This is a genomic window from Actinomycetota bacterium, assembly GCA_035697485.1.
Taxonomy (GTDB): domain Bacteria; phylum Actinomycetota; class UBA4738; order UBA4738; family HRBIN12; genus JAOUEA01.
In genome coordinates this window covers 22,928-47,387 of sequence record DASSCU010000018.1, presented here as the reverse complement: position 1 = coordinate 47,387, position 24,460 = coordinate 22,928, and the positions used below count along the sequence as shown (strand labels likewise).

General features: G+C 68.8%; 23 protein-coding genes. All 23 read right to left on the bottom strand.

All coding sequences use genetic code 11. From position 1 onward, the window contains the following. Positions 1–321: 321 nt before the first annotated feature. The 23 genes from VFI59_05570 to nuoD all read right to left on the bottom strand — a co-directional run bounded on the left by VFI59_05570 (position 322) and on the right by nuoD (position 24,457). The gene (locus VFI59_05570; protein ID HET6713163.1) at positions 322–1,209 is read right to left on the bottom strand and encodes a zinc metalloprotease HtpX; all 888 of its coding nucleotides are present in this window, start codon (positions 1,207–1,209) and stop codon (positions 322–324) included. Positions 1,210–1,300: 91 nt separating this feature from the next. Beyond that, positions 1,301–2,773: an NADH-quinone oxidoreductase subunit N gene (locus tag VFI59_05565; protein ID HET6713162.1), complete on the bottom strand. Its 1,473-nt coding sequence runs from the start codon at positions 2,771–2,773 to the stop codon at positions 1,301–1,303. Positions 2,774–2,782: 9 nt separating this feature from the next. Continuing rightward, positions 2,783–4,318, bottom strand: coding sequence for a NuoM family protein (locus tag VFI59_05560; protein ID HET6713161.1), 1,536 nt, complete (start codon positions 4,316–4,318; stop codon positions 2,783–2,785). Between the two features lie 19 nt (positions 4,319–4,337). After that, the gene (nuoL, locus tag VFI59_05555; protein ID HET6713160.1) at positions 4,338–6,338 is read right to left on the bottom strand and encodes an NADH-quinone oxidoreductase subunit L; all 2,001 of its coding nucleotides are present in this window, start codon (positions 6,336–6,338) and stop codon (positions 4,338–4,340) included. Continuing rightward, entirely contained in the window at positions 6,332–6,610 is a 279-nt protein-coding gene (gene nuoK, locus VFI59_05550) for an NADH-quinone oxidoreductase subunit NuoK (protein ID HET6713159.1), read from the bottom strand. Before nuoK (VFI59_05550) ends, nuoL (VFI59_05555) begins: the two co-directional genes overlap by 7 nt. Positions 6,611–6,630: 20 nt before the next feature. Next, a complete protein-coding gene (locus VFI59_05545; GenBank protein HET6713158.1) occupies positions 6,631–7,134 on the bottom strand; it encodes an NADH-quinone oxidoreductase subunit J in 504 nt (167 codons plus the stop codon). Beyond that, positions 7,131–7,598: a 4Fe-4S binding protein gene (locus VFI59_05540; GenBank protein HET6713157.1), complete on the bottom strand. Its 468-nt coding sequence runs from the start codon at positions 7,596–7,598 to the stop codon at positions 7,131–7,133. The genes VFI59_05545 and VFI59_05540 overlap by 4 nt, the downstream gene beginning before the upstream one ends. A gap of 102 nt (positions 7,599–7,700) precedes the next feature. Then, the gene (locus tag VFI59_05535) at positions 7,701–8,621 is read right to left on the bottom strand and encodes a complex I subunit 1 family protein (protein HET6713156.1); all 921 of its coding nucleotides are present in this window, start codon (positions 8,619–8,621) and stop codon (positions 7,701–7,703) included. Positions 8,622–8,716: 95 nt separating this feature from the next. Then, positions 8,717–9,241, bottom strand: coding sequence for an NADH-quinone oxidoreductase subunit C (locus tag VFI59_05530; GenBank protein HET6713155.1), 525 nt, complete (start codon positions 9,239–9,241; stop codon positions 8,717–8,719). Then, entirely contained in the window at positions 9,213–9,743 is a 531-nt protein-coding gene (locus VFI59_05525) for an NADH-quinone oxidoreductase subunit B family protein (protein ID HET6713154.1), read from the bottom strand. Before VFI59_05525 ends, VFI59_05530 begins: the two co-directional genes overlap by 29 nt. After that, the gene (locus VFI59_05520; GenBank protein ID HET6713153.1) at positions 9,713–10,078 is read right to left on the bottom strand and encodes an NADH-quinone oxidoreductase subunit A; all 366 of its coding nucleotides are present in this window, start codon (positions 10,076–10,078) and stop codon (positions 9,713–9,715) included. The genes VFI59_05525 and VFI59_05520 overlap by 31 nt, the downstream gene beginning before the upstream one ends. Positions 10,079–10,151: 73 nt before the next feature. Beyond that, the gene (locus VFI59_05515) at positions 10,152–11,162 is read right to left on the bottom strand and encodes a polyprenyl synthetase family protein (protein ID HET6713152.1); all 1,011 of its coding nucleotides are present in this window, start codon (positions 11,160–11,162) and stop codon (positions 10,152–10,154) included. A 22-nt stretch (positions 11,163–11,184) separates the two neighbouring features. Then, a complete protein-coding gene (locus VFI59_05510; GenBank protein ID HET6713151.1) occupies positions 11,185–12,630 on the bottom strand; it encodes an NADH-quinone oxidoreductase subunit N in 1,446 nt (481 codons plus the stop codon). Then, positions 12,627–14,171 carry an NADH-quinone oxidoreductase subunit M gene (locus VFI59_05505; protein HET6713150.1) on the bottom strand — a complete coding sequence of 515 codons (1,545 nt, stop codon included), beginning with the start codon at positions 14,169–14,171 and terminating at the stop codon, positions 12,627–12,629. Before VFI59_05505 ends, VFI59_05510 begins: the two co-directional genes overlap by 4 nt. Then, positions 14,172–16,052 carry an NADH-quinone oxidoreductase subunit L gene (gene nuoL / locus VFI59_05500; GenBank protein HET6713149.1) on the bottom strand — a complete coding sequence of 627 codons (1,881 nt, stop codon included), beginning with the start codon at positions 16,050–16,052 and terminating at the stop codon, positions 14,172–14,174. Next, positions 16,049–16,354: an NADH-quinone oxidoreductase subunit NuoK gene (nuoK, locus tag VFI59_05495; GenBank protein ID HET6713148.1), complete on the bottom strand. Its 306-nt coding sequence runs from the start codon at positions 16,352–16,354 to the stop codon at positions 16,049–16,051. Before nuoK (VFI59_05495) ends, nuoL (VFI59_05500) begins: the two co-directional genes overlap by 4 nt. Next, on the bottom strand, positions 16,351–16,971 hold the full coding sequence (locus VFI59_05490) for an NADH-quinone oxidoreductase subunit J (protein HET6713147.1): 621 nt from the start codon (positions 16,969–16,971) through the stop codon (positions 16,351–16,353). The genes nuoK (VFI59_05495) and VFI59_05490 overlap by 4 nt, the downstream gene beginning before the upstream one ends. Before the next feature lie 6 nt (positions 16,972–16,977). Next, positions 16,978–17,556, bottom strand: coding sequence for an NADH-quinone oxidoreductase subunit NuoI (nuoI, locus tag VFI59_05485; GenBank protein ID HET6713146.1), 579 nt, complete (start codon positions 17,554–17,556; stop codon positions 16,978–16,980). Beyond that, on the bottom strand, positions 17,553–18,683 hold the full coding sequence (gene nuoH, locus VFI59_05480; protein ID HET6713145.1) for an NADH-quinone oxidoreductase subunit NuoH: 1,131 nt from the start codon (positions 18,681–18,683) through the stop codon (positions 17,553–17,555). Before nuoH ends, nuoI begins: the two co-directional genes overlap by 4 nt. Beyond that, on the bottom strand, positions 18,683–21,217 hold the full coding sequence (gene nuoG, locus VFI59_05475; protein ID HET6713144.1) for an NADH-quinone oxidoreductase subunit NuoG: 2,535 nt from the start codon (positions 21,215–21,217) through the stop codon (positions 18,683–18,685). The genes nuoH and nuoG overlap by 1 nt, the downstream gene beginning before the upstream one ends. Beyond that, positions 21,214–22,575 carry an NADH-quinone oxidoreductase subunit NuoF gene (nuoF, locus tag VFI59_05470; GenBank protein HET6713143.1) on the bottom strand — a complete coding sequence of 454 codons (1,362 nt, stop codon included), beginning with the start codon at positions 22,573–22,575 and terminating at the stop codon, positions 21,214–21,216. The genes nuoG and nuoF overlap by 4 nt, the downstream gene beginning before the upstream one ends. Next, positions 22,572–23,168, bottom strand: a complete 597-nt coding sequence (gene nuoE, locus VFI59_05465; GenBank protein ID HET6713142.1) for an NADH-quinone oxidoreductase subunit NuoE — start codon at positions 23,166–23,168, stop codon at positions 22,572–22,574. Before nuoE ends, nuoF begins: the two co-directional genes overlap by 4 nt. Then, a complete protein-coding gene (nuoD, locus tag VFI59_05460) occupies positions 23,168–24,457 on the bottom strand; it encodes an NADH dehydrogenase (quinone) subunit D (GenBank protein HET6713141.1) in 1,290 nt (429 codons plus the stop codon). Before nuoD ends, nuoE begins: the two co-directional genes overlap by 1 nt. Between the last annotated feature and the right edge of the window lie 3 nt (positions 24,458–24,460).

Below are 24,460 nucleotides of genomic sequence, written 5' to 3'. Positions count from 1 at the left end.
CGCCGACTACGAATCGTGGTGGCGCCGGCTGCTCGAGGCGCAGATCGCGTTCGTGCAACCGACGACGTGGCAGGGCGAGAAGCTCGCGCGGCTGTGCTTCGTGAATCCCCGCACCACGATCGACCACGTGCGCGCGGTGCTGGGCACGATGACGTCGTAGCGGGCGCCCTGGGGGCGGGCGGACCTCACGGTGGCACGCCCCCTCGCGTCGGCTCGGCAGGCACCTCCGTAGTACCGCCTGCGTCGGAAGAGGGAGGTCCCTGCCGAGCTCGCCCGGGTTGAACCCCTCGCAATCACGTCTCGAGGAGCCGACCGAGTCCGCTAGTTCCCGATCGGTCCTTGCCGGCGGTATGCCTCGTCCTGCATCGCCATCAGGCGCGCCACCCGTTCCTCGGTGGGCGGGTGGGTCGAGAACAGGCTCGTCAGGCCGCGGCCCTTCAGCGCCGCCAGCGGGTTCACGATGAACATGTGGGCCTCGCCGGGCTGCAGCGAGTGCGGCGGCGGCACGCGCCTGCTGGTCTGCTCGAGCTTCTGCAGCGCACTCGCGAGTGCCCGCGGGTCGCTCGAGAGGAACGCCCCCGACTCGTCGGCCTGGAACTCCCGGGAGCGCGACACCGCCATCTGGATCAGGCCGGCGGCGATCGGCGCGAGGAGCCAGGCGACGAGCGCCACGATCGGGTTCCCGCCCTCGTCGTCGCCGCCGAACCACAGCGCCATCCACGCGAGGTAGCTGATCGCGGTGCCGATCGCGGCCGCGATCGAGCCGACCAGGATGTCGCGGTTCGCCACGTGGCTGAGCTCGTGGGCCAGCACGCCTCGGAGCTCACGCTCGTCGAGGAGCTGCAGGATGCCCTTCGTCACCGCGACCTTGGCGTTCTGCGGGTTGCGCCCGGTCGCGAACGCGTTGGGCTGCTGCATGTCGGAGACGTAGACCCCCGGCATCGGCATGTCGTTGGCCTGCGTCAGCTCCCGCACGATGCGGTACAGCTGCGGGTACTCAGCCTCCCCCACCTCGTGGGATCGCGTCGACCGGATCGCGATCGATCCCGACCACCAGTACATCGCGAAGTTGAACCCGAGCCCCATCACGAGCGCGATCGTCATGCCTGCACGCCCGCCGAGCAGCGCGCCCACCGCCAGGAACAGCCCCATCAGGGCGGCGAGCAGGATCCACGTCTTGGCCCGATTGATACCAGGTGTCACCGTCATCACTCCCCGTGATCGTTCGATACCGATCGTCCCATAGGCCGTTCGATACGAAGGGCCCGGCGGTTCCCCGGTGTCGGCGGGCGCACAGGACTCAGGAGCCGAGGCCGACGAGGGTCGACAACTCGGCGAGGCGGGCGATCGCGCCCGGCAGCACGAAGATCGCCACGATCGCGACCATCGATACCGCGACCACGGCGGTCACGAGCACCGGCACCCGTAGCCGCGACCGGTCGGCCGCGTCGCGCAGGAACATCTCCCGCGGCACGGCCAGGTAGTAGAAGACGCTCACGACCGAGTTCACGAGCATCACGACGGCGAGCACCGGTCCGAGCGTGCCGCCGCGTTCGATCGCGGCCTGGAAGATCAGCAGCTTCCCCCAGAACCCACCGGTCGGGGGCACGCCGGCCAGCGAGATCATGAACACGGCCATGCCGACCGCGATGAACGGGGCCGTCTCGCGCAGGCCGGCGAAGTCGGCGATGCGCAGCGTGGGGTGCCGACGCGAGACCGCCACCGTCGCGGCGAACGCGCCGATGTTCATGATGCCGTAGATCAGGATGTAGGCGACGGCCGCGGCGAACGCGGTGCGGTTCGTGGCAGCATCATCGGTCACGAGCGCGAACGTCAGCAGGATGTAGCCCGACTGGGCGATGCCCGAGTAGGCGAGCAGTCGCACGACCTGGACCTGCTGCAGCGCCACGAGGTTGCCCACGAACATCGTCGCGATCGACAGGAACGCGAAGATGGGCACCCAAAACTCGTACTGGTCCGCGAACGCGACGAACATCAGCTGCAGCAGGCCGGCGAAACCGGCCACGCTCGACGCGACGGCGAGGAACGCCGCCACGGGCACCGGCGAGCCTTCGTACGTGTCGGGCGCCCAGAACTGGAACGGGAAGGCCGAGACCTTGAACGCGAAGCCCACGACCACGAACAGGATCGCGGCGAACGCGAGCGTCTCCAGGTCACCCGAGAGCCCGCCGAGGGCGACGCCGATCTCCGCGAGTTGCGTCTTCCCGCCCGTGACGCCGTAGATCAGGCTCATGCCGAACAGCATCACGGCGGTCGACAGCACGCCGATGATGAAGAACTTCACCCCTGCCTCGTTGGACTTCACGTCGCCCTTGCGGAACGCGGCCATGAGGAAGCCGGGCGCCGAGACCAGCTCGAGGGCGATGAACAGCAGCAGCAAGTCGCGCGAGCTCGGCATCATCACGCAGCCGAGGAACGACGTCAGCAGCAGGAAGTAGTACTCCCCCTGGTAGAACCCGCCCTCGCGGAAGTACCGGAGCGAGAGCCCGAGCACGAGCATCGCGGTCACGAGGAAGAACGCCTTGAACAGCAGGGCGAACTCGTCGACCACGTAGGTGCCGCCGAAGCTCACGCGGTCGTCGGCGCCGATCAGCGTGAGCACCGCGGCCAGGGACCCCACGACGCCGACCAGGCCGATCGGCATCGCGAACCACTTCAGGCGCTCGGGCAGGAAGACGTCGACCACGAGCACGAGCAGGATCGTGCCGGCGAGGATGAACTCCGGCAGCAGCGCGTGGTAGTCGACGTCCATCGAGAGGACCTAGCTCCCCAACAGGCTCATGAGCCCGGTCACGGCCTCGTCGGTCACGCCGAAGACCAGCCTGGGGTAGAGGCCGAGCACCAGGATCAGGATCAGCAACGGCAGCCACGAGACCCACTCGACCACGAGCACGTCGCGCAGACCGGCTTCCCGCCACTGATCGGGCAGGGTGCCCATGTTCACCCGCTGCAACATCCACAGGAAATAGCCGGCCGTGAGCACCGTGCCGATGCCGCCCATCACCATGAACACCCGGAACAGACCGACCTGGTCGGCGAGCACGAACTCGTTCGGATTGAAGGAGCTCAGCAGCGCCATCACCTCGCCCCAGAAGCCGGCCAGCCCCGGCAGCCCCAGCGAGGCGATCGCGACGAAAGCGAACACGCCGCCGAGCTTCGGCATCGTCTGCAGCATGCCGCCGCCGATCTTCGCGATCTCGCGGGTGTGGTAGCGGTCGTAGATCGACCCGACGCAGAAGAAGAGCATGCCGGTGATCACGCCGTGGGCCACCATGCCGAAGATCGCCGCCTGGATGCCGATCTCCGTCAGCGTCGCGATGCCGAGCATCACGAAGCCCATGTGCCCCACCGATGAGAACGCGATCAGCCGCTTCAGGTCCTTCTGCGCCAGACAGGCCAGGGCCGCGTACACGATCGCGATCGCGGCGAGGGCACCGATCCACGGCGCGTACTTCTGGGCGCCGTAGGGCATGAACGGGATCGCGATCCGGATGAACCCGTAGGTGCCCATCTTCAGCATGATGCCGGCCAGCAGCACCGACCCGATCGTGGGCGCCTCGGTGTGCGCATCGGGGAGCCACGTGTGGAACGGCCACATCGGCACCTTCACCGCGAAGCCGAGCGCGACGGCGCCGAACACGACCAGCTGGAACGTCTGGCTGAATCCCCCGGCCAGGCCGTAGTCGCGGAGCACGACCATGTCGAACGTGTGCGGGTCGGGCCCCTGGAAGTACATCGCGAGGAACCCCAGCAGCATGAAGATCGACCCGAACAGCGTGTACAGGAAGAACTTGATCGAGGCGTACTCGCGGTTCGCCGATCCCCACACGGCGATCAGGAAGTACATGGGCACCAGGACCAGCTCCCAGAACACGAAGAACAGGATGAGGTCGAAGGCGATGAACGTGCCGGCCATGCCGGTCTGCAGCAACAGCATCAAGGCGAGGAACGCCCTCGTGCGACCGGGGTCGGGCACGTAGCGCCACGTGTAGATCGCGCAGAGGAACGAGAGCAGGAACGTGAGCACGTACAGCGGCATCGAGATGCCGTCGATCCCGACGTGGTACCGAACGCCGATCGCGCGGATCCAGCTGACGTCGAGCACGTACTGGAGACCGTCGACGGCGTAGTCGAAGCCCACGGCGATCGCGAGCGAGAGCGCGAGCGCCGCCCCCGTGATCGCGATGCCGAGCCCTCGGATCGCGCGATCCTTGTCCTTCGGCATCAGCACGATCACGATCGCCCCGAGCACGGGCAGGAACGTCGTGATCGTGATGGCCGAGTTCTCCCAGGTCATGTGGCCTCCACGCTTCCTCTCAGACGACTCGGATGAACACGACGGCCAACGCGATCACGCCCACGAACAGCCCCACGGCGTACCACTGCACGTTGCCCGTCTGCAGGTACCTCAGGACGTTGCCGGTCTTGCTGGCCCCTTCGCCGGCACCGTTGACGATGCCGTCGATCACGGCTCGGTCGAACCACGCGATCACCTGGGCGAATGCCCTGGTGACCGACGCCGCGCCGTTCACGATGCCGTCGAGCACGACCTGGTTGAACCAGTTGACGCCCGACGACCAGGTGTCGCGCACCGGATAGACGATCGCGCGCATGTAGAAGGCGTCGATGTAGTAGCGGTTCTGGAACACGTTCCAGAGGGGACCCATCGGCGCCTGCAACGGGTCCTGCGCCTTCCGCTCCTTGTAGAGCGCGTACCCGGCGAACAGCCCGAGCAGCGCCCCGGCCGTCGACAGCAGCGCGATCCACGGCACGAACACGGCCTCGTGGACCGCCTCGTAGAAGACCCACTGGCCGAACACGGCACCGAGCTGTGGCGACCCGAGCAGGCCGACGCCGAGCGTGGCCGCGGCGAGTGCGACGAGCGGGCCGGTCATCGTCGCCGGCGACTCGTGCGGGTGCGCGTGGCCCTTGTACTCCCCGAAGAACGTGAGCAAGACCATGCGCATCGTGTAGAAGGCGGTGATCACGGCGGTGATCAGGAACACGACGAACAGCCAGTAGACGTGCTCCTCCTCGGCGACGACGAGCAGCTCGTCCTTGGACCAGAAGCCGGCCAGCGGGAAGATCCCGGCGAGGGCGAGCGAGCCGATCAGCATCGTCCAGAACGTGACCGGCATCGACTTCCGAAGGCCACCCATGTCGCTCATGTTGTTCGAGTGCACCGCGTGGATCACCGAGCCGGCCCCCAGGAACAACAGCGCCTTGAAGAACGCGTGCGTGAACAGGTGGAAGAACCCGGCCGTGAGCCCGAGCTCACCGAGCGAGAGGCCGGCCACCATGTACGCGAGCTGCGAGAGCGTCGAGTAGGCGAGCACGCGCTTGATGTCGTCCTGCACGATCGCGAGCAGCGCGGCGCCGAGCGCGGTGATCGCCGCGACGACGCTGACGGTCGTGAGCACCCACTGGTCCGCCTCGAGGAAGACCTCGAAGAGCCGGCCGATCAGGTAGACGCCGGCGGCCACCATCGTGGCCGCGTGGATCAGCGCCGAGACGGGCGTGGGGCCGGCCATCGCGTCGGGCAGCCACACGTGCAGCGGGAACTGCGCCGACTTCCCGACGGTGCCGCCGAACAGCAGGATCGCGGCGATCGAGATGAACAGCGGTGAGGTCTCGCCGAGGCCGAGCTCGTGAGAGATCTCGGTGATGTTCGTGGTGGTGAACCCGGTGAGGGCGATCAGCATGATGATGCCGAACGTGAACGGGATGTCGCCGACCCGGGTCGTGATGAACGCCTTGATCGCGGCGTTGGAGTTCTCCTTGACCTCCCACCAGTGGCCGATCAGCAGGTAGGAGCAGACGCCCATGATCTCCCACCCGACGAGCAGCTGGATCACGTTGTTCGAGACGACCACCGTGAGCATCGCGGCGGTGAACAGCGACAGCACGACGTAGAACCACGTGAAGCGCTCGTCGCCGTGCATGTACCCGAGCGAGTAGATGTGCACGCAGAGCGAGATCGACGTGACGACCACCAGCATGATGCCGGTGAGCCCGTCGACGAGGATGCCGAGCTCAAGGTGCAGCGGCCCGATCGTGAACCAGTCGATGCTTCCCCCGAACGGTCCGCCGCCCTCCACGAAGTGCCACAGGACCCCGAGCGAGAACAGGAACGCCGCACCCACCGCCACGATGCCGTAGACGGCGCCCTTGCCGGGGGTGCGCTTGCCGAAGAACAGGATCAGCGCCGCCGAGATCAGGGGCAGCACCACGACGACCCACGCGTGCTCGACGAACCAGAGCCCGTTCGTGGTGGCCTCGTAGACCACCTCACCCTCGGAGGCGAGCGCGTTCACCACTTGAGCAGGTTCACCTCGTCCACGTTGATCGACTCACGCGTGCGGAACAGCAGGATCACGATCGCGAGCCCGATGCCCACCTCGGCGGCGGCCACGGCGATCACGAACAGCGCGAAGACCTGTCCGGTCATCTGCTGCAGCGCCGACGCGAAGGCCACCAGGTTCACGTTGACGGCATTCAGCATCAGCTCGATCGCCATCAGCACCATCACGGCGTTGCGGCGGGCCAGCACGCCGTAGACGCCCGCGGAGAACAGCAGGGCCGAGAACATCAGCACCAGTGGCAGCCTGATCACGAGGCGTCGTCCTTCCTCGCGAGCACGATGGCCCCGATCAGCGCCGCGAGCAGCAGGAACGAGACCGCCTCGAACGGCAGCACGTAGTTGCGGAAGATCGCCTCACCGACCACGTCGGTGCTGCCCTGCGTGGTTTCGAACGCCACGGCGTCCTGGACAGGGAAGGCCTCCTGGATCAGGAAGACGAGGCCCGCGAAGACCCCGACCCCGACGAGCGCGCCGATGCCCCGCTGCTGGTTGTCGAGCGTGTCGCGTCCGATCGGCGCCTTCGTGAGCATCAGCCCGAACAGGAACAGGATCACGATCGCGCCCACGTAGATCAGGATCTGGACCCAGGCGACGAACTCGGCGCCGAGCAGCAGGTAGACACCCGCCACCGAGAGCAGCGAGACGACGAGGTAGAGGGCGGCGTGCACGACGTTGGTGGCGGTGACGACCGCGATCGCCGACAGGCCGCCGACCACGGCGAGCACGAGGAACGCGTACTCCTGCGCACTCACGCGCTACCGCCTGCGGCCGCCTGAGGGCCGGCCTCGTCCGTGTCAGGGACCGCTCCCTCCTCGAGGGCAGGGGGCGGCAACACCGTGTAGGTCCACTCCTCGAGCCGCTCCTTCTCGTGCGTGAGCGGATCGATCTCGTACTCGGCGTACTCGAACTCCGGGCTCCAGAAGAGCGCGTCGAACGGGCAGACCTCGACGCAGATGCCGCAGTACATGCACAGCGCGTAGTCGATCGCGAACCGGTCGAGCACCTTCATCGAGCGGCCGCGTCCGCCGCCGGCGGGCTCGTGCGTCTCCTTGTGGGCGTCGATGTAGATGCACCAGTCGGGACACTCGCGCGCGCACTTGTAGCACACCGTGCAGTTCCCCTGCTTCAGGGCGATCACGCCGCGCGTGCGTGCCGGCAGGTCGGGCTTCACGTGCGGGTACTGCACCGTGACGGCCGGCCGCAGCATCGTCTTCATCGTGACCGTGAGGCCCTTGAGCAGGCCCTGGCCGACGCCGGACTCCGGCTGCTCCTCGTGCTTGGTCGTGTCGATGGCCACGGTGTCAGTCGTCCTTGTCCGTCAGAACGCGACCTTGAAGACGGCCGCGCCCAGGATCCACACGAGCGAGATCGGCATCAGCGTGAGCCACGCGAACCGCTGCAGCTGGTCCTCGCGCAGCCTCGGGTACGTCGCCCGCAACCAGATCACGACGAACGACAGGATGCCGATCTTCGCCGCCATCCAGATCGGATCGGGAAGCGGGATGCCCGGCAGCCCCTGGTACCCACCGAGGAACAGCACGGCCGCGATGCCTGACAGGGCCACGATGCCCGCGTACTCGGCGAGCAGGAAGAACGCGAACTTCAGACCGCCGTACTCCGTGTATGCGCCGTAGATGATCTCGGAGTCGGCGATCGGCATGTCGAACGGGGTGCGGCTGAGCTCAGCGAGCGAGGCGAGCATGAAGATGAGGAAGAGCGGGAAGAGCGGGATCGCGTACCACAGCGACTCCTGCGCCTCGACGATGCCGACCATCGAGGTGACCCCCGAGAGCATCACGACGCCGGCGGCGGCGAGCACGAGCGGCAGCTCGTAGGCGATCAGCTGGGCGGCGGCGCGCAGCGCCCCGATCAGCGAGAACTTGTTCGCGCTCGACCACCCGGCCATCAGCACACCGATCACCGAGACGCTCGACATCGCCATCACGAAGAAGATGCCCACGTCGAGGTCGAGCGCGAACAGCGAGTCGCTGAACGGGATCACGACCAGGATCGCGATGTAGGGCACCATGGCCACGGCCGGCGCCAGAGTGAAGATCGTGCGGTCGGCCGCCTCCGGCACGACGTTCTCCTTCTGGATGAACTTCACGCCGTCGGCGATCAGCTGCGCCCACCCGTGGAACGCGCCGGCCTCCATCGGCCCGAGACGCGCCTGCATGTGGGCCAACACCTTGTGTTCGGCGTAGCCGACCACGAGGGGCACGATCAGGAAGAACGCCATCACGAGCACCGTCTTCAGGATCAGCGCCACCCAGAAGTTCGACGAGAGGTCGTCGATGAACGACGTGCCCGCCTGCGCGAGGAGGTCGATCACGATCACTCTTCCTCCTCCTCTTCACCCTCGACCGCGCCGGGCCACGGTTTGGCCTCACGCGTCATCAGGGCGAAGTCCTTGCGGAGGGGATGGCCCTCGAACGGCTCCGACAACAGCAGCTTGACGGGTTGCGGGTGGCCCTGGAAGCGGATGCCGAACATCTCGGCGGTCTCGCGTTCGTGCCAGTCGCACGTCGCCCACAGGTCGCTCACGGTCGCGAGCACCGCGTCGTCGTGAGGCACGCCGACCTTCACCCGCACGTTGTGGTGGTGCGTCGTGGAGAACAGCTGCGTCACGACCTCGAACCCCCGCTCCTCGCCCCAGTCGACGCCTGAGGTGAAGTCCGCGTAGTCGCACGCGAACTCGGGCTCGTCTCGGACGAAGCGGCACACGTCGTGGTAGCGCTCGCGGGTCACGGTCGCGACCGTCTGCCCGTGCTGGTCGGCGACATCGAGCACGTCGGTGCCGAACCTCGCCCGCAGCCGGGAGGCGGCCTCGTCAGGAGACAGCGGGCTGGACCGTTCCACCGAACTTCTCCCCGATGTCCTCGTCCTTGATCTTGTGCTGCAGCTCGATGATGCCGTGCAGCAGGGCCTCGGGCCGTGGCGGGCACCCGGGCACGTACACGTCGATCGGCACGATCTGGTCGACGCCCTTCGTCACGGAGTAGCTGTCCCAGTACGGGCCGCCGCAGTTCGAGCACGAGCCGAACGAGATCACGTACTTCGGATCGGGCATCTGCTCGTACACCCGCTTGAGCGCCGGGGCCATCTTGTCGGTGAGCGTGCCGGCCACGACGAGCAGGTCGGCCTGCCGAGGTCCATGGGCCGTGGGGATCACGCCGAGCCGGATGAAGTCGTTCTTGGCGGTCGATGCGGCGATGAACTCGATCGCGCAACAGGCGAGGCCGAAGTTCATGACCCACAGGGAGTAGCGGCGTCCCCAGTTGAGGATGAACTTGACGGGCTGGATCCTGGGCAGTGGGGTCCTCTCGGTGATCAGGCCCACCGCAGGACCCCCTTGCGCCACGCGTACAGGAGTCCGACGGCCAAGATCCCGATGAAGATGGCCATCTCGACCACCGCCGCATAGCCGATGTCCTCGAGCACCCGAGCCCACGGGAAGAGGAACACGCTCTCGACGTCGAAGATCACGAACAGGAACCCGTAGACGTAATAGCGCACGTGGCTCTGGGACCAGCCCTGTCCCACGGGATCGATGCCGCACTCGTACGTCAGCAGCTTCTCGCGGTTGGGCTTGCTGGGGCCGACCAACCACGCCGTCGTGAACGCCACGGCGACCAACAGCGCGCCTGCGACCAGGACCGCCAGCACGACTCCGTATGACGCGTAGTAATCGCTCATGACAGTGGAAGGCTCCTCGGGCGCCCGTATCCTAGCAGCGCCTTCTCGCGGCCTCGCATGGGTTCGGCGCCCCTCATGCGGCCGCCGCTCCGCAGCGGACCGCCAGGAACTTCGCGAGCTGGATCAGCGCGTGCCGCGCGTGTCTGTCCGGCAAGCGTTCGGCGAGCCGGGTGGCCCGCTTGACCTCGTCGGTGACGGCGACCCGCGCGGTGTCGACCGAACCCCCCGATCGCACGATCTCGAGCACCCGGTCGAGCATCTCGCCGTCGGGTGAGCCGTGCGACAGGATGCGGGCGAGCTCCTCCCGGTGCTCGTCCTCGGCCAGGGCGTGCAGCACCGGGAGCGTGAAGACGCCCTCGCGCAGGTCCTGGCCCGGCTCCTTCCCGAGCTCGATCTGCGAGGACGTGATGTCCATGATGTCGTCGGAGAGCTGGTAGGCCATGCCGAGGGCGTCGCCGAACTCCTCCAGCACGTCGACGTGATCGGGGTGGGCGTCGGAGAGCATGCCGCCGAGCCGGCACGAGGTCGCGATCAGCGAGGCGGTCTTGCGGTGGATGATCTCGAGGTAGTTCGAGACCTCCTGCTCGACCTTCGCCGAGTTCGACACCTCGCGGATCTGCCCGTCGCACAGCACCGCGATCGTGCGCGCGAGCAGCCGACAGACGTCGGTGCCGAGATCGGTCGAGATCTCCGAGGCACGCGCGAAGAGGTAGTCGCCGGTGAGGATCGCGACCGTGTTGTCCCAGCGGACGTTCGCGCTCGGTGCGCCGCGGCGGGCGTCGGCCTCGTCGATCACGTCGTCGTGGTAGAGCGTGGCGAGGTGCACGAGCTCGATCGAGACGGAGCCCGGCACGAGGCGTGGGTCGGCGGGGTCGCCGAAGTACCCGGCCAGCAGCACGAGCATCGCGCGGAACCGCTTCCCGCCCGCGGCGATCAGGTAGGACGACGTCTCGGTGAGCATGCCCGAGGCCTCGATCTGCACCGACTTCTCGAGCGCCTCCTCGACCTGGTCGAGCCTCGTGCGCACCTCGGACTCGAGGGTCGCGTCCGGCGGCTCGAGCCCCGGGATCACCCGCCGACTCATCGCTCGTCCCCCTCGCTCTCGATCACCACGTGAGCACCCCGGCTTCCTGCAGCAACGGCACGATCACGCCGGGCACGATACCCAGCACCACGATCATCGCGGCCGGCACGGCGAGCACCAGCCGAGGCAGCGGCGCGCGATCGGCGGCATCCTCGCCCTGGGGGTCCCGCATCGCCATCAGCGCCACGATGCGCAGGTAGAAGAAGGCGCCGGCCACGCTCGCGAGCGCGCCGATCAGCACGAGCGGCCAGTAGCCGGCGCTGGTGGCCGCCCCGAACACCAGCACCTTCGCGACGAACCCGGCCGTCGGGGGGATGCCCGCGAGCGAGAGCAGGAAGATCGTCAGCAGCACGGCGAGCACGGGCTGGGTGCGGATCAGGCCGCGGAAGCGGTCGAACCCGGTCTGCTCGCGGATCCCGCCGGAGATCAGCATCACGACGCCGAACGCGCCGAGCACCGCCGCGCCGTAGGTGATCACGTAGAACAGCGCGGCGGCGATGCCGTCGCGGCCCGGCTGGACGAAGGCCGACAGGATGAACCCCGCCTGCGCCACGCTCGAGTACGCGAGCATGCGCTTCACGTCGCGCTGGGCGATCGCGAGCACGCTGCCGACCACCATCGAGACGGCCGAGAGCGCTGCGATCGCCGGCGCGAGATCCCACTGCTGCGCGACGAAGGCGACGTCGAGCACGCGCACGAGCGCCACGAAGACGGCGGCCTTCGTGGCGGCTGACATGAACGCCGTCACGGGGCTCGGGGCGCCCTGGTAGACGTCGGGCGTCCACATGTGGAACGGCACGAGCGAGACCTTGAACCCGAGCCCGACCACGAGCAGCAGCGCCGCGATCACCGCGAGCGGCTGGCTGCCGGTCGTGCCGGTGAGCGCTCGGGCGAGGCCCTGGATGCTCGTGGTGGCGGCCGCGCCGTAGCTCATCGCGACCCCGTACAGCAGGAACGCTGAGGCGAACGCGCCCATCAGGAAATACTTCATCGCTGCCTCGGTCGGCCCGCGGCGGAACGTGAGCGCCGTGAGCACGTAGAGCGAGAGCGAGAGCACCTCGATCGCGAGGAAGACGATGATCAGGTCGGCGGCGGCCACCAACAGCGCCATGCCGCCGAGCGCGAACAGCAGCAGCGCGTAGAACTCGTTGCGCCGGAACTCGTCCTCTTCGAAGTAGTGGAATCCGAGGTAGGCGCCGAGGGCGCCGATCCCGCAGAGCACGAGCGTCGCGACGACCGCCAGACGGTCGACGCTCGCCATGCCGCCGAGCACGGTGACCGGCTCGCGGTCCCACAACCAGAGCGCCGAGGCGGCGGCGGCCGCGAGCACGGCCAGCGTGAAGAGCACGAAGGGCGCCTGGGCGGCCCGGCGGGCGAAGGCGGCGCCGAGCAGCGCGATCAGCGCCCCGCCGAACAGGATCAGCACCGGCAGGATCGCCCACAGCTCCACGCGGGGCGGGTCGATCACGGCGCCTGCTCCCCCGTCGGGGCGCTCGCCTCGACGAGCGGCTCCACCGGCTCGCCGACCTGCACCGCGCGCACGCGCTCGGAGACCTCCTCCGAGGTTGGACGCAGTCGCTCGAGCACCGGGGCCGGGTGCAGGCCGATCCAGAGCATCACGGCGACGATCGGCACGACGATCGCGCCTTCCCGCCACGACAGGTCGGGCAGCGACCCCCATCGCTCCTTCAGCGACCCCTGGAACGTGCGCTGGTACGACCAGAGCATGTACACCGCGCTGAGGATCACCCCGACGATCGCGATCGACGCGAGCACTCGGTCGACCGAGAACGTGCCGAGCAGCACGAGGAACTCGCCCACGAAGTTGTTGAGCCCCGGCAGTCCGATCGACGACAGCATCGCGACGACGTAGGCGCCGGCGAGCCACGGCGTCACCTGGACGATGCCGCCGAGGTCGGCGATCTCGCGGGTGTGCGTGCGCTCGTAGAGCATGCCGAAGACGAGGAAGAGCATGCCGGTCGACAACCCGTGGTTCACCATCTGCAGCACGGCGCCGTCCATCGACTCGGCCGAGAACGCGAAGATGCCGAGCACGATCAGCCCCATGTGGCTGACCGACGAGTAGGCGATCAGACGCTTGATGTCGGTCTGCATCATCGCGACGATCGCGCCGTAGATGATGCCGACGACTGCCAGCACCATGATCGCGGTGGCGAAGTACCGCGAGGCCTCGGGGAACAGATCGAGGTTGAATCGCAGCATGCCGTAGGGGCCCGTCTTCAGCAGGATCGCCGCCAGCACGACCGAACCCTTCGTCGGCGCCTCGGTGTGGGCGTCGGGCAGCCAGGTGTGCAGGGGCCAGACGGGCACCTTCACGGCGAAGCCGACGAAGAACGCGAGGAACAGCCATCGCGCGACACCCGTCGGAAGCTGCAGCTGCTCGAGCTGTGTGAGATCGAACGTCGCCGCACCGAGCTGCTTCCCGGACTCGACGTACAGCCACAGGATGCCCACGAGCAGGAACGCGGAGCCGAACATCGTGTACAGCAGGAACTTCGTCGCGGCGTAGATGCGCCGCTTCGAGCCCCACACCCCGATGATGTAGTACATCGGGAACAGCAGGGCCTCGAAGAAGACGAAGAACAGCAGAAGGTCCAGCGAGAGGAACGCCCCGATGATCACCGTCTCGAGGAACAGCGCCATCGCCATGTAGCGGCGCACCTGGTGCTCCACCTTCCACGACGCGGCGATCGCGATCGGGAACATGAACGTCGTGACCATCACGAGCCAGATCGAGAAGCCGTCGACGCCGACGAACCAGTTCAGGCCGACCGATTCCACCCACGGGTGCTTCGAGACCATCTGGAACCCGGCCTCGCCCGTCTCGAAGTTCGCGAGCATGCCGATCGAGACCGCGAAGGCCGCGAGCGTGGCGGCGAGCCCGACCCACCGTGCGGCGTCGTCGGTGATCGAGCGCCACACCAGCAGCACCGGCAGGCCCACGAGGGGGGCCGCGATCGCGAGCGTGAGCCAGGGCATCGTGTCCATCTAGACCCTCACCGCCGCGTACAGGAGCAGCGCCGCGCCCCCGGCCAGGAACGACAGGGCGTAGCGGCGCACCTTCCCCGACTGCCAGATCGGCGCGAACCCGGCCGCCCAGACGGCGAGCCGCCCGACGCCGTTCACAGCCCCGTCGACCACCGTGCGGTCGAACCAGGCGAGGCCCGCCGCTCCGCGCAGTCCCACGGTGCCCACGACCCAGGCGTAGAGGTCGTCGATGTAGAAGGCGTGACCGAGCACCCCGGCCATGCCGGGTTCGCGATCGGGGAACGAGATCCAGCGCTCGGCGTTCCTCGGCCGGTACAGGCGCCAGGCGATCGCGATGCCCGCCAGGGTCAGCACGATCGAGATCGCGATCAGCGCCTGCGTCGTCGGCCCCGCGTGCCCTTCCTCGACGACGCCGACCACCGGTTCGAGGAACGTCGCGAGGCGCCCCTCGGGGGTGAACGTGAGCCAGGCGCCGGCGAACAGCGCGCCGATCGCGAGCACGACGAGCGGCGCCCGCATCAGCGGCGAGGCCTCGTGGGCACGCCCCTCGTATCGCTGGTCACCCATGAACGCCGTGAAGTAGAGCCGCGCGATGTACCAGGCCGAGACGAGCGCCCCGAGCGAGCCCAGCACGTACGCCCAGACGTCGCCGGCGTGGCTCGCGAGCTCGAGGATCGCGTCCTTCGTGAAGAAGCCGCTGAAGGGCGGCAGGCCCGACAGGGCGAGGGCGCCGGCGCCGAACAACGCGGCCGTCCACGGCATGTCGCGCCGCAGGCCGCCGAGGCGGCGCACGTCGATCTCGTCGTGGAGACCGTGCATCACGTTGCCCGACGTCAGGAACAGCAGGGCCTTGTAGAACGCGTGCGCCACGAGCAGCGAGATCGCGACCGCGGAGAAGCCGAGCCCGGCCGCCAGGAACATGAACCCGAGCTGCGACATCGTCGAGTACGCGAGCGCCCGCTTCATGTCGTACTGCCCGAGCGAGGAGAACCCTGCGTAGAGCGCGCCGGCGAGTCCGACGACCGCCACGACGGTCAGCGCGACCTCCGAGACCTCGAACAGCACGTGCGAGCGCACCACCAGGTAGACGCCGGCGGTCACCATCGTGGCAGCGTGGATCAGGGCGGAGACGGGGGTCGGACCCGCCATCGCGTCGGGCAACCACACGTGCAGCGGCAGCTGCGCCGACTTGCCGACCGCGCCCCCGAGCAGCAGCAGCGAGATCGCGGTGGCGGTCCCCGTAGCGATCTCGGGCAACGAGCCCTCGTGCCCGAGCACGGTGTCGAAGTCGAACGAGCCGAAGTGCAGCCACATCACGAAGAGACCGAGCATCAGCAGCACGTCGCCGACGCGTGTGGTGATGAACGCCTTCTTCGCGGCCCGGGCCGCCTCCGGACGGTCCGACCAGAACCCGATCAGCAGGTACGAGCAGAGCCCGACGCCCTCCCAGCCCAAATAGAGCAGCAGGAAGTCGTTCGCGAGGACGAGCACGAGCATGAACGCGCAGAACAGGTTCATGTAGCCGAAGAAGCGGCCTGGCCGCGGGTCGTGGTCCATGTACCCGATCGCGTAGAGATGGATCAGCGACCCGACCCCCGTCACGACCATCGCCATCGTGATCGAGAGCGGGTCGACCCGCAGGTCGATGGCGACGCTGGCGGCCCCGGCGCGGATCCACTCGGCGACGGTGACGATCTGGGTGCGATCCTCGGCGGCCAGCGACATCAGGTCGAGCAGCGCACCGAGCACGATCGCGAACGACGCGGCCATCGCCGCGGTCGCGAACCACCCGGCCCACCGGCCGAGCCGCGCGCCGAACAGCATGTTCACCGCCGCGGCGAGCAGCGGGATCGCGATCGCGAGGCCGATCAGGTCGATCATCCTCGCAACACGCTCGCTCGGTCGACGTCGGTCGTCGCCGTTCGTCGGAACACGGCCACGATGATCGCGAGGCCGACGACCACCTCCGCCGCGGCCACGACCATCGAGAAGAACGCGAGGATCTGCCCGTCGAGCTCGAGGTGCATCCGCGAGAACGCGACGAGCGTGAGGTTGACGGCGTTCAGCTGCAGCTCGACCCCCATGAAGATGCGGAGCGCGTTGCGGCGCAGAAGCACCGAGGCGGAGCCGAGGGCGAACAGGATCGCCGAGAGCAGCAGGAAGTAGGCGATCGGCGTCCTCATCGGCCCGGCTCCCGCACCGGCCCGGGACCGCCGGGCGGCGCCATGGCGTAGGCCTCGAGGTCGTCGCCCGCGTGCGCCTCGATCTCGCGTTGGGTGAGGGCCTTCGAGCGCCGCAGCGCCAGCACCATGGCGGCGACCGCGGCGACGATCAGCAGCACCGACGTCACCTCGAACGGGAAGAAGTAGTCGCGGAACAGCACGTCGGCGAGTGCCGACGGATTCCCGCTCGGGTTCGCCGCCTCGAAGCCCGCGGGGGCCCGGGTCGCGAACCCGATGCCCGCGCGGATCGCGGTCGCGAGCTCCGCGACGATCGCGACCGCGAGGAGCACCGCGGTCGTGCGCTGCCCGAACAGCCGCTCGGCCGGCTCGGCGCCGCGGTCGACCCCGAGGAGCATGATCACGAAGAGGAACAGCACCATGATCGCGCCCGCGTACACGACGATCTGCACGGCGAACAGGAACGGCGCGTCGAGGAGCAGGTACATCACGGCGATCGTGAAGAAGTTCACGACGAGGAACAGCGCGGCGTGCACCGCGTTGCGCACCACGATCATGCCGATCGCCGTCGCGACCGAGAGCGGGGCGAAGACCCAGAAGACGAGGTTGTCGAGCGGCACGGCGGGCTAGCCCTCTCGATCCACCGGGTCCGAGCCGAGGGGCGGCGGCGCCTCGAGCAGCTGCTCCTTCGACCAGACGGCTTCCTCGCGGCTCGTGAACGACAGCTCGAAATAGTCGGTCAGGGTGAGCGCACGGGTCGGACACGCCTCGACGCAGAGGCCGCACATGATGCAGCGCAGGTAGTTGATCTGGTAGTCCTTCGCGTACCGCTCCCCCGGGCTCGTCGGGTGCTCGGGATCGTTGTCGGCCCCTTCCACCCAGATCGCGTCGGCCGGACAGGCGAACGCGCAGAGCTCGCAGCCGATGCATTTCTCGAGTCCGTCCTCGTGCCGGTTGAGCCGGTGCCGGCCGATGTGGGACCGCTCGGGGATCGTGGCGATCTCCTTCGGGTATCGCTCGGTGTTGTCGGGCCGGAACGTCTGCTTGAAGACGGTCGCCATGCCCTTGCCGATCGCGAGCGCGGCCTCCCAGGCGCCTTGCTCGCCCGGCTGCGGGCCGACGACGGGCTCATCGCGCACCGCGGGCTCGTCGGTCACGTCGGGCTCGTCGGTCACGACCGGCTCCTCTGATCGGCGGTCGCTCATGCGCGCGCCTCCTCGCTCTCGGCCGAACGGCGGGTCACCAACGGGGCGACCAGGGTCGCGAGCGCCGCCACTCCGACGATCACCGCGGCGGCGATGAACCGACCGCGATTGCCGTACTCCTGGGGCAGCACGACCACGAGGCCGGTGATCAGCACCCAGACGAGGCCGAACGGGATCAGGATCTTCCACCCGAAGTTCATGAGGCGGTCGTAGCGCATGCGGGGCATCGTGGCGCGCACGAGGATCAACACGTAGATCACGGCGGTGACCTTCAGGATGAACCACAGCAGGGGGCCGACCCACGCGAGCGCACCCTCGAACGGCCAGTACCCGCGCCACCCGCCGAGGAACAGCGTCACGCCGACGGCCGCGATCGTCACCGTGCTCACGTACTCGCCGAGGTAGAACATCGCGAACTTGATGCCGGAGTACTCGGTGTGGAACCCGGCCACGAGCTCCGACTCCGCCTCGGCCAGGTCGAACGGCGGCCGGTTCGTCTCGGCGATCGCCCCGATCAGGAAGACCATGAACGCCGGGAACTGCGGGATCACGTTCCAGACGGTGTCCTGCGAGGCCACGATCTCGCTCATCTGCAGCGTGCCGCTGTACATGAGCACCGCCACGAGCGCGAGTCCCATGCCCACCTCGTAGGAGATCATCTGCGCGCTCGAGCGCACCGCGCCGAGCAGCGGGTAGTTCGAACCGCTCGACCACCCGGCGAGCACGACGCCGTAGACAGCCAGCGAGGTCATCGCGAGGATCCACAGGATGCCGATGTTCAGGTCGGCGAGCTGGAACGGGATCTCGCGCCCGAACAGCGTGACCTCGGTGCCGAACGGGATCACGCAGAACGCGAGGAAGCCGGGGAACATCGCCAGGATCGGCGCGATCGCGTAGACGGCACGATCGGCGGAGGTGGGGGTGATGCCTTCCTTGAAGAAGAGCTTGATGCCGTCGGCCAGGGTGATCAGCACGCCGCGGGGCCCGGCGCGCATCGGGCCGACCCGGGTCTGCATGTCGGCGATCACCTTGCGCTCCATCCAGATGTAGAGCATCACGGCGATCAGCAGGCCGAAGAACACGATCACGACCTGCACGACGAGGATCGCCCAATCGACCCAATCCATCAGGCGTCACCCCCCACCGCGGCGGCGGCCGGCTCGGCAGCCTGGTCCCCCGTCGTGCCGCCGATCGTCGAGATACTCGCGCGCACAAGCATCTGCCCCGACAGCAGGGCGTTCGCCGCGAGGCCGGGCTGGTTGAAGGGCACGAACGCCGACCCCCGGGCGACGTGCTCCGTCACGACCACCGGGAGCTCGGCCTCGCCGGCCTCGGTGCGCACGGTCGCCAGGGCACCGTCGACGACGCCGATCGCGGCGGCGTCGGCCGGGTGCAGCTCCACGAACGCCTCGTCCTCGAGCGCCGCCTTCAGCTCGTCGGCGTGCTCGGACAGCCGCCCCTCGTCGACGAGCAGCGGATAGGTGAAGAGAACGAGGCCGTCGTCACCCTCGGCCGTGCCCGCGTCGTGCGTCTCGCCGAGGCCTCCGCGCGAGCGGTCCACCTCGGCCGTGGCCCCCTCGTCACCCCGCACGCGCTCCCAGTCGGGCTGGGCGTCGAGGCCCTCGACCGAGCCGCTGGGCTGGCCCTCGGCGACGGGCGCGCCGACCTCCTCGTCGCGCACGCTTCCCGCGCGCGCCCCCAGCAGCCGGCCCATCTCCTCGTGGATCTCGTCGAGCGTCTCGAAGCCCAGGTCACCGCCGCACGCGAGCGCCATGCTCGAGAAGATCTCCCAGTCCGCCAGGCTGATCCCGTCGCGTCCCCGGATCGCCCGCAGCCGCTGACCGCGCCCCTCCCAGGTGGAGACGTGCCCGTCCTTCTCGAGGAACGCGCTGGCCGGCAGGAACGCGTCGGCGAAGCGCTCGAGCGAGCCGAGCTCGAGCGACTGCACGACCTTGACCGGCACGTTGTCGAGCGCGCGTCGCACGAGGCCCGCGTCGGGCACGTCGCGGAGCAGGTCGACGCCGATCAGGAACAGCACGTCGACCTCCCGGTCGGCGCACGCACGCAGGATGCCCATCGTGTCTCGACCCGGCTCGCGGTTCATCAGCGGGCCCCATACCCGTTCGACGTCGTCGACCTGCTGCATCGAGCGCCCCCCGGGCAGCAGTGACGGGTGGACCCCTGCGAGCAGCGCCCCGCGGTCGTTCGCCCGCCGGGTCACGTACTGGAACCGCGCGCCGGCCGCGTCGGCCGAGGCCTTCGCGGCGTCGGCGGCACCGGGCCGCTCGCCCGCGAGCACGACCGCCTCGTCGCCCAGATCCCGGATCGCCGCCAAGGCCTCGTCGACGGTCGCGTCGGCACCGCCGGCCAGCAGACGCGCCTCGTCTCCCGGCGCGCACAGCACGTGGGTCGCCACATCGTGCAGGCGGGTGCGCCGCGGATGCACGACCCAGATCCTCGCCCCGCGCCTCGCGGCCTTCCGCAGGCGAAGGTGCAGGATCGGCACCTCCTGCTCCGCGTCGAGCCCGACCACGAGGATCGCGCCCGCCCGTTCCACGTCCTTGTAGCTGACCGCCATCGGGCTCGCGGCGGCGTGCCGCTCGGCGGCGGCTGCGCCCGTCTCCCCCGCCCGCCGGTGGTCGACGTCGTTCGTACGGAACACCGTGCGGGCGAGCTTCGACAGCGCGAAGTAGTCCTCGTCCATGAGCCGGCCGCCGGTGAGCATCGCGACGCGCTTCCCCTCGGTCCAGGCAGCCACCCGGGTCAGGACCTCGCCGAACGACGCGGGCTCGAGGCCGCGGTCGCGGATCAGCGGCGTCGCGACGCGATCCGGCGAGTCGGGGAACCGGAACGCGTATCGCCCCTTGTCGCAGAGCCAGGCGTCGTTCACGTCGTAGTTGTCTCGCGCGAGCTGGCGCACGACCTCGCCCCGGCGCATGTCGAGCTTGATGTTGCAGCCCGCGCTGCAGTGGGGACAGACCGTGTCGACCGTGGTGAGGTCGAACGGCCGGGCGACGAAGCGGTACGGGGTCGACGTGAGCGCACCGACCGGACAGATCTGCACCGTGTTGCCGCTGAACGGCGAACGGAAGTCCTCGCCGGGCGCGATCGAGACCTGCTCGGCCGCGCCGCGCGCGAACAGCTCGATGAACCGGTCGCCCGAGATCTGGTCGCAGAAGCGCGTGCAGCGCGCGCACAGCACGCAGCGCTCGCGGTCGAGGTTCACGAGCGGAGACAGCGGCAGCGGCTTGGGGTAGACGCGCTTGGCCTCGCGGTAGCGGCTCTCCCCGGGCCCGAACGCGAGCGCCTGGTCCTGCAGCGGGCACTCGCCCCCGCGGTCGCAGATCGGGCAGTCGAGCGGATGGTTCAGCAGCAGGAACTCCAGGTTCGCAACCTGCGCGTCGTGCACGACGTCACTGGTGTTCTGCGTCTTCACGATCATGCCCTCGGACACGGTCGTCGTGCACGACGTGAACAGCTTCCGCTGACCCTCGACCTCGACGTAGCACTGTCGGCACGCGCCGACCGGATCCAGCAGGGGGTGGTCGCAGAACCTCGGGATCTCGACGCCGATCTGCTCCGCGGCGCGGATGATCAGCGTGCCCGAAGGCACGGTGACCTCCTTCCCGTCGATCGTGAGGGTGACGGCCTCCCCCGTCATGTGGGCGCTCCCTGGATCTCGAAGGGACCGGTCGTCGCGAACGTGACGGCGTCCGGCGCGGGCTCGGCATCGTGGTGGCCGGGCCCCTTCCCCGTCACGGGGCACCGCCCCTCGCGGATGTGCGCCTCGTACTCGTCCATGAAGTGCTGCAGCGTCGACTGGATCGGCGAGACGGCGCCGTCGGCGAGGGCGCAGAACGCGCGGAACAGGATGTTCTCGCCCACGTCGGCCATGAGCGGCAGGTCCTCGTCGCGGCCGTACCCGCCCTCGATGCGCCCGAGCACGCGCGTCGCCCACCACGTTCCCTCGCGGCACGGCGTGCACTTGCCGCACGATTCGTGGGCGTAGAACTCGACGAGACGGCGGGCGGCTTCCACCATGCAATCGGACTCGTCGAGCACCATGATCGCGCCGGTGCCGAGCAGCGAGCCGGCTTCCATCACGGACTCGAAGTCGAGCCCGACCTCGAGGTGGTCGGCCGTGAGGAACGGCGTGGAGGACCCGCCCGGCGTCCATGCCTTGATCGCCTTGCCGCCGAGCACCCCGCCTCCGTGCTCCTCGAGCAGCACCCGGAACGGCGTGCCCATCGGCAGCTCGTAGTTGCCGGGGCGCTCGACCTTGCCGCTGATCGTGAACATCTTCGTGCCAGGCGCCTTCTCGGTGCCGACCGCCTTGAACCACTCGGCCCCGTTGTTCACGATGTGCGGCACGTTCATCAGGGTCTCGACGTTGTTGATCACCGTCGGGGACTCGTAGAGACCCTCCACCGCCGGGAACGGCGGCCGCAGGCGGGGCTGGCCCCGGAACCCCTCGAGGCTCGAGAGCAGCGCCGTCTCCTCGCCGCAGATGTAGGCGCCGGCGCCCCGGTGCAGCACGATGTCGAGGTCGTAGTCGCCGCCCATGATGTCCCGGCCGAGGTAGCCGACCGCGTACGCCTCGTCGAGCGCCCGCTGCAGCACCTGGCCCTGCCAGAGGTACTCCCCGCGGATGTAGATGTAGGCGAGGTGGCAGTCGATCGCCCTCGCTGCGATCGCGGCGCCCTCGATCAGCGCGTGGGGTTCGCGTTCGACGAGCTCGCGGTTGTTGCAAGTGCCGGGCTCGGACTCGTCGAAGTTCACCGTGACGTACGTGGGCTTGCCGGTGTTCCGAGGCACGAACGACCACTTCATGCCCGTGGGGAACCCCGCCCCGCCACGCCCGCGCAGCCCCGAGTCCTTCACGAGCTGGATCAGCTCGTCCGCGCTCATGCCCAGCGCGGTGCGCAAGGCCCGGTACCCTCCGGCGGCCTCGTACCCCGCGAGCGGGATCACGCTCGGGTCGTCCCAGTGGGCGGTGAGCACGCGCCGCGGCTCGCTCACGCGTTCGCCCCCTCGGCGAGCGTTTCGTCGAGCGGCTCGAGCCCCGCGAGGATCCTCGAGGCGGTCTTGAAGCTGTCGACCGCGGGCCCCCGGGCGGGCTCGGGCACCTCGCCGCCCCGCAACGCCGCCACGATCTCGGTCACGCGCTCCGGCGTGACGCGGTCGTGGTTCGCGACGTTCACCTGCACGACGGGCGCGTGCTCGCACACGCCGAGGCACTCCTCCTCGTGCACGGTGAAGTCGCCGTCGTCGCTCACCTCCCCGCCGTGCGGGATGCCGGTCGCCCGGTGCGCGGCCTCGTACACCTCGCTCGCCCCCCGCAACGCGCAGGACAGGTTCGTGCAGACCGCGATCAGATGGGTGCCGGTCGGGCGCAGCCGCAGCATCGTGTAGAAGCTCGCGACCGCCTCGACCTCGGCGGTCCGCACGCCGATCAGGGAGGCGACCTCCTGCAGCGCGCCACGCGTGACGTGCCCGTCGACGGACTGAGCGAGGTAGAGCAGGGGCATGACCGCGGAACGCTCTCGTCCTTCCGGGTACCGTGCGATGATCGCCCGAGCCTCCTCGAGCCATTCGCCCTCGAAGATCGCCATCAGCGGTCCACCCCGCCCATCACGGGATCGAGCGACGCGATCGCCGCGATCGCGTCCGCGACGAGGAAGCCCTCGACCATCGTCGGGATCGCCTGCAGGTTCACGAACGACGGGTCGCGGATCTTGACGCGGTACGGGCGGTGTTCACCGGTGGAGACGACGTAGAACCCAAGCTCGCCGCGGGGCGACTCGACGGCCTGGTAGACCTCGCCGGGCGGCACCTCCACGCCCTCGGTGACCATCTTGAAGTGATGGATCAGGGCCTCCATCGACTCCTCCATGATGTGCGTGATGTAGGCCGGGTCGTTGCCGATGCCGTCGGGGCCGACGGTGAGCTTTGCCGGCCAGGCCACCTTCGGGTCCTCGATCATCACCGGGCCCGGCTCTTCGAGACGCTGGAGGCACTGGCGGACGATCTTCATCGACTCGCGCATCTCCTCGATGCGCAACCGGTACCGGGCGTAGGCGTCGCCCTCGGTGCGCACCGGCACGTCGAAGTCGTAGGTCTCGTAGCCGCAGTAGGGCGCGTCCTTGCGCACATCGGTCGCGATGCCCGCCGACCGCAGCACGGGGCCGGTCACTCCCAGCGCGAGGGCGTCGTCGGCCGACAGCCGGCCGACCCCGACGTTGCGCTCGAGCCAGATCGGGTTCTCGTCGAGCAGCCGCTCGTAGTCGTCGATACGCGGAGGCATCTCCTCGAGGAACCGCTCGATCTTGGCGACGCCCTCGTCGGGCACGTCCATGATCACGCCGCCGATCCGGATGTACGCGTGGTTCATCCTCAGCCCCGTGACCTCCTCGAAGATGTCGAGGAGCACCTCGCGCTCGCGGAACCCGTAGAGCATGACGCTCACCGCGCCGAGCTCCATGCCCCCAGTGGCGAGCCACACGAGGTGCGACGAGATGCGATTCAGCTCGTTCATCAGCACCCGGATCACCTGGGCGCGCGGGGGCGCCTCGACGCCGAGCAGCCGCTCGACCGCGAGGCAGTACCCGAGCTCGTTGAAGAACGGTGAGAGGTAGTCGGCGCGCGTGACGAAGGTCACGCCCTGCATCCACGTGCGGTACTCGGTGTTCTTCTCGATGCCGGTGTGCAGGTAGCCGATGATCGGCGTGCACTTGAGCACGGTCTCGCCGTCGAGCTCCAGCAGCAGGCGTAACACCCCGTGGGTCGAGGGGTGCTGCGGACCCATGTTGATGATCATCGTCTCCTGGCGGATCTCGCCGGTGCGGGCGTCGACCGCGGCGGGAGCGTGGGTCGTGATCGGCGTCGTGGGAGCGTCGGACATTCG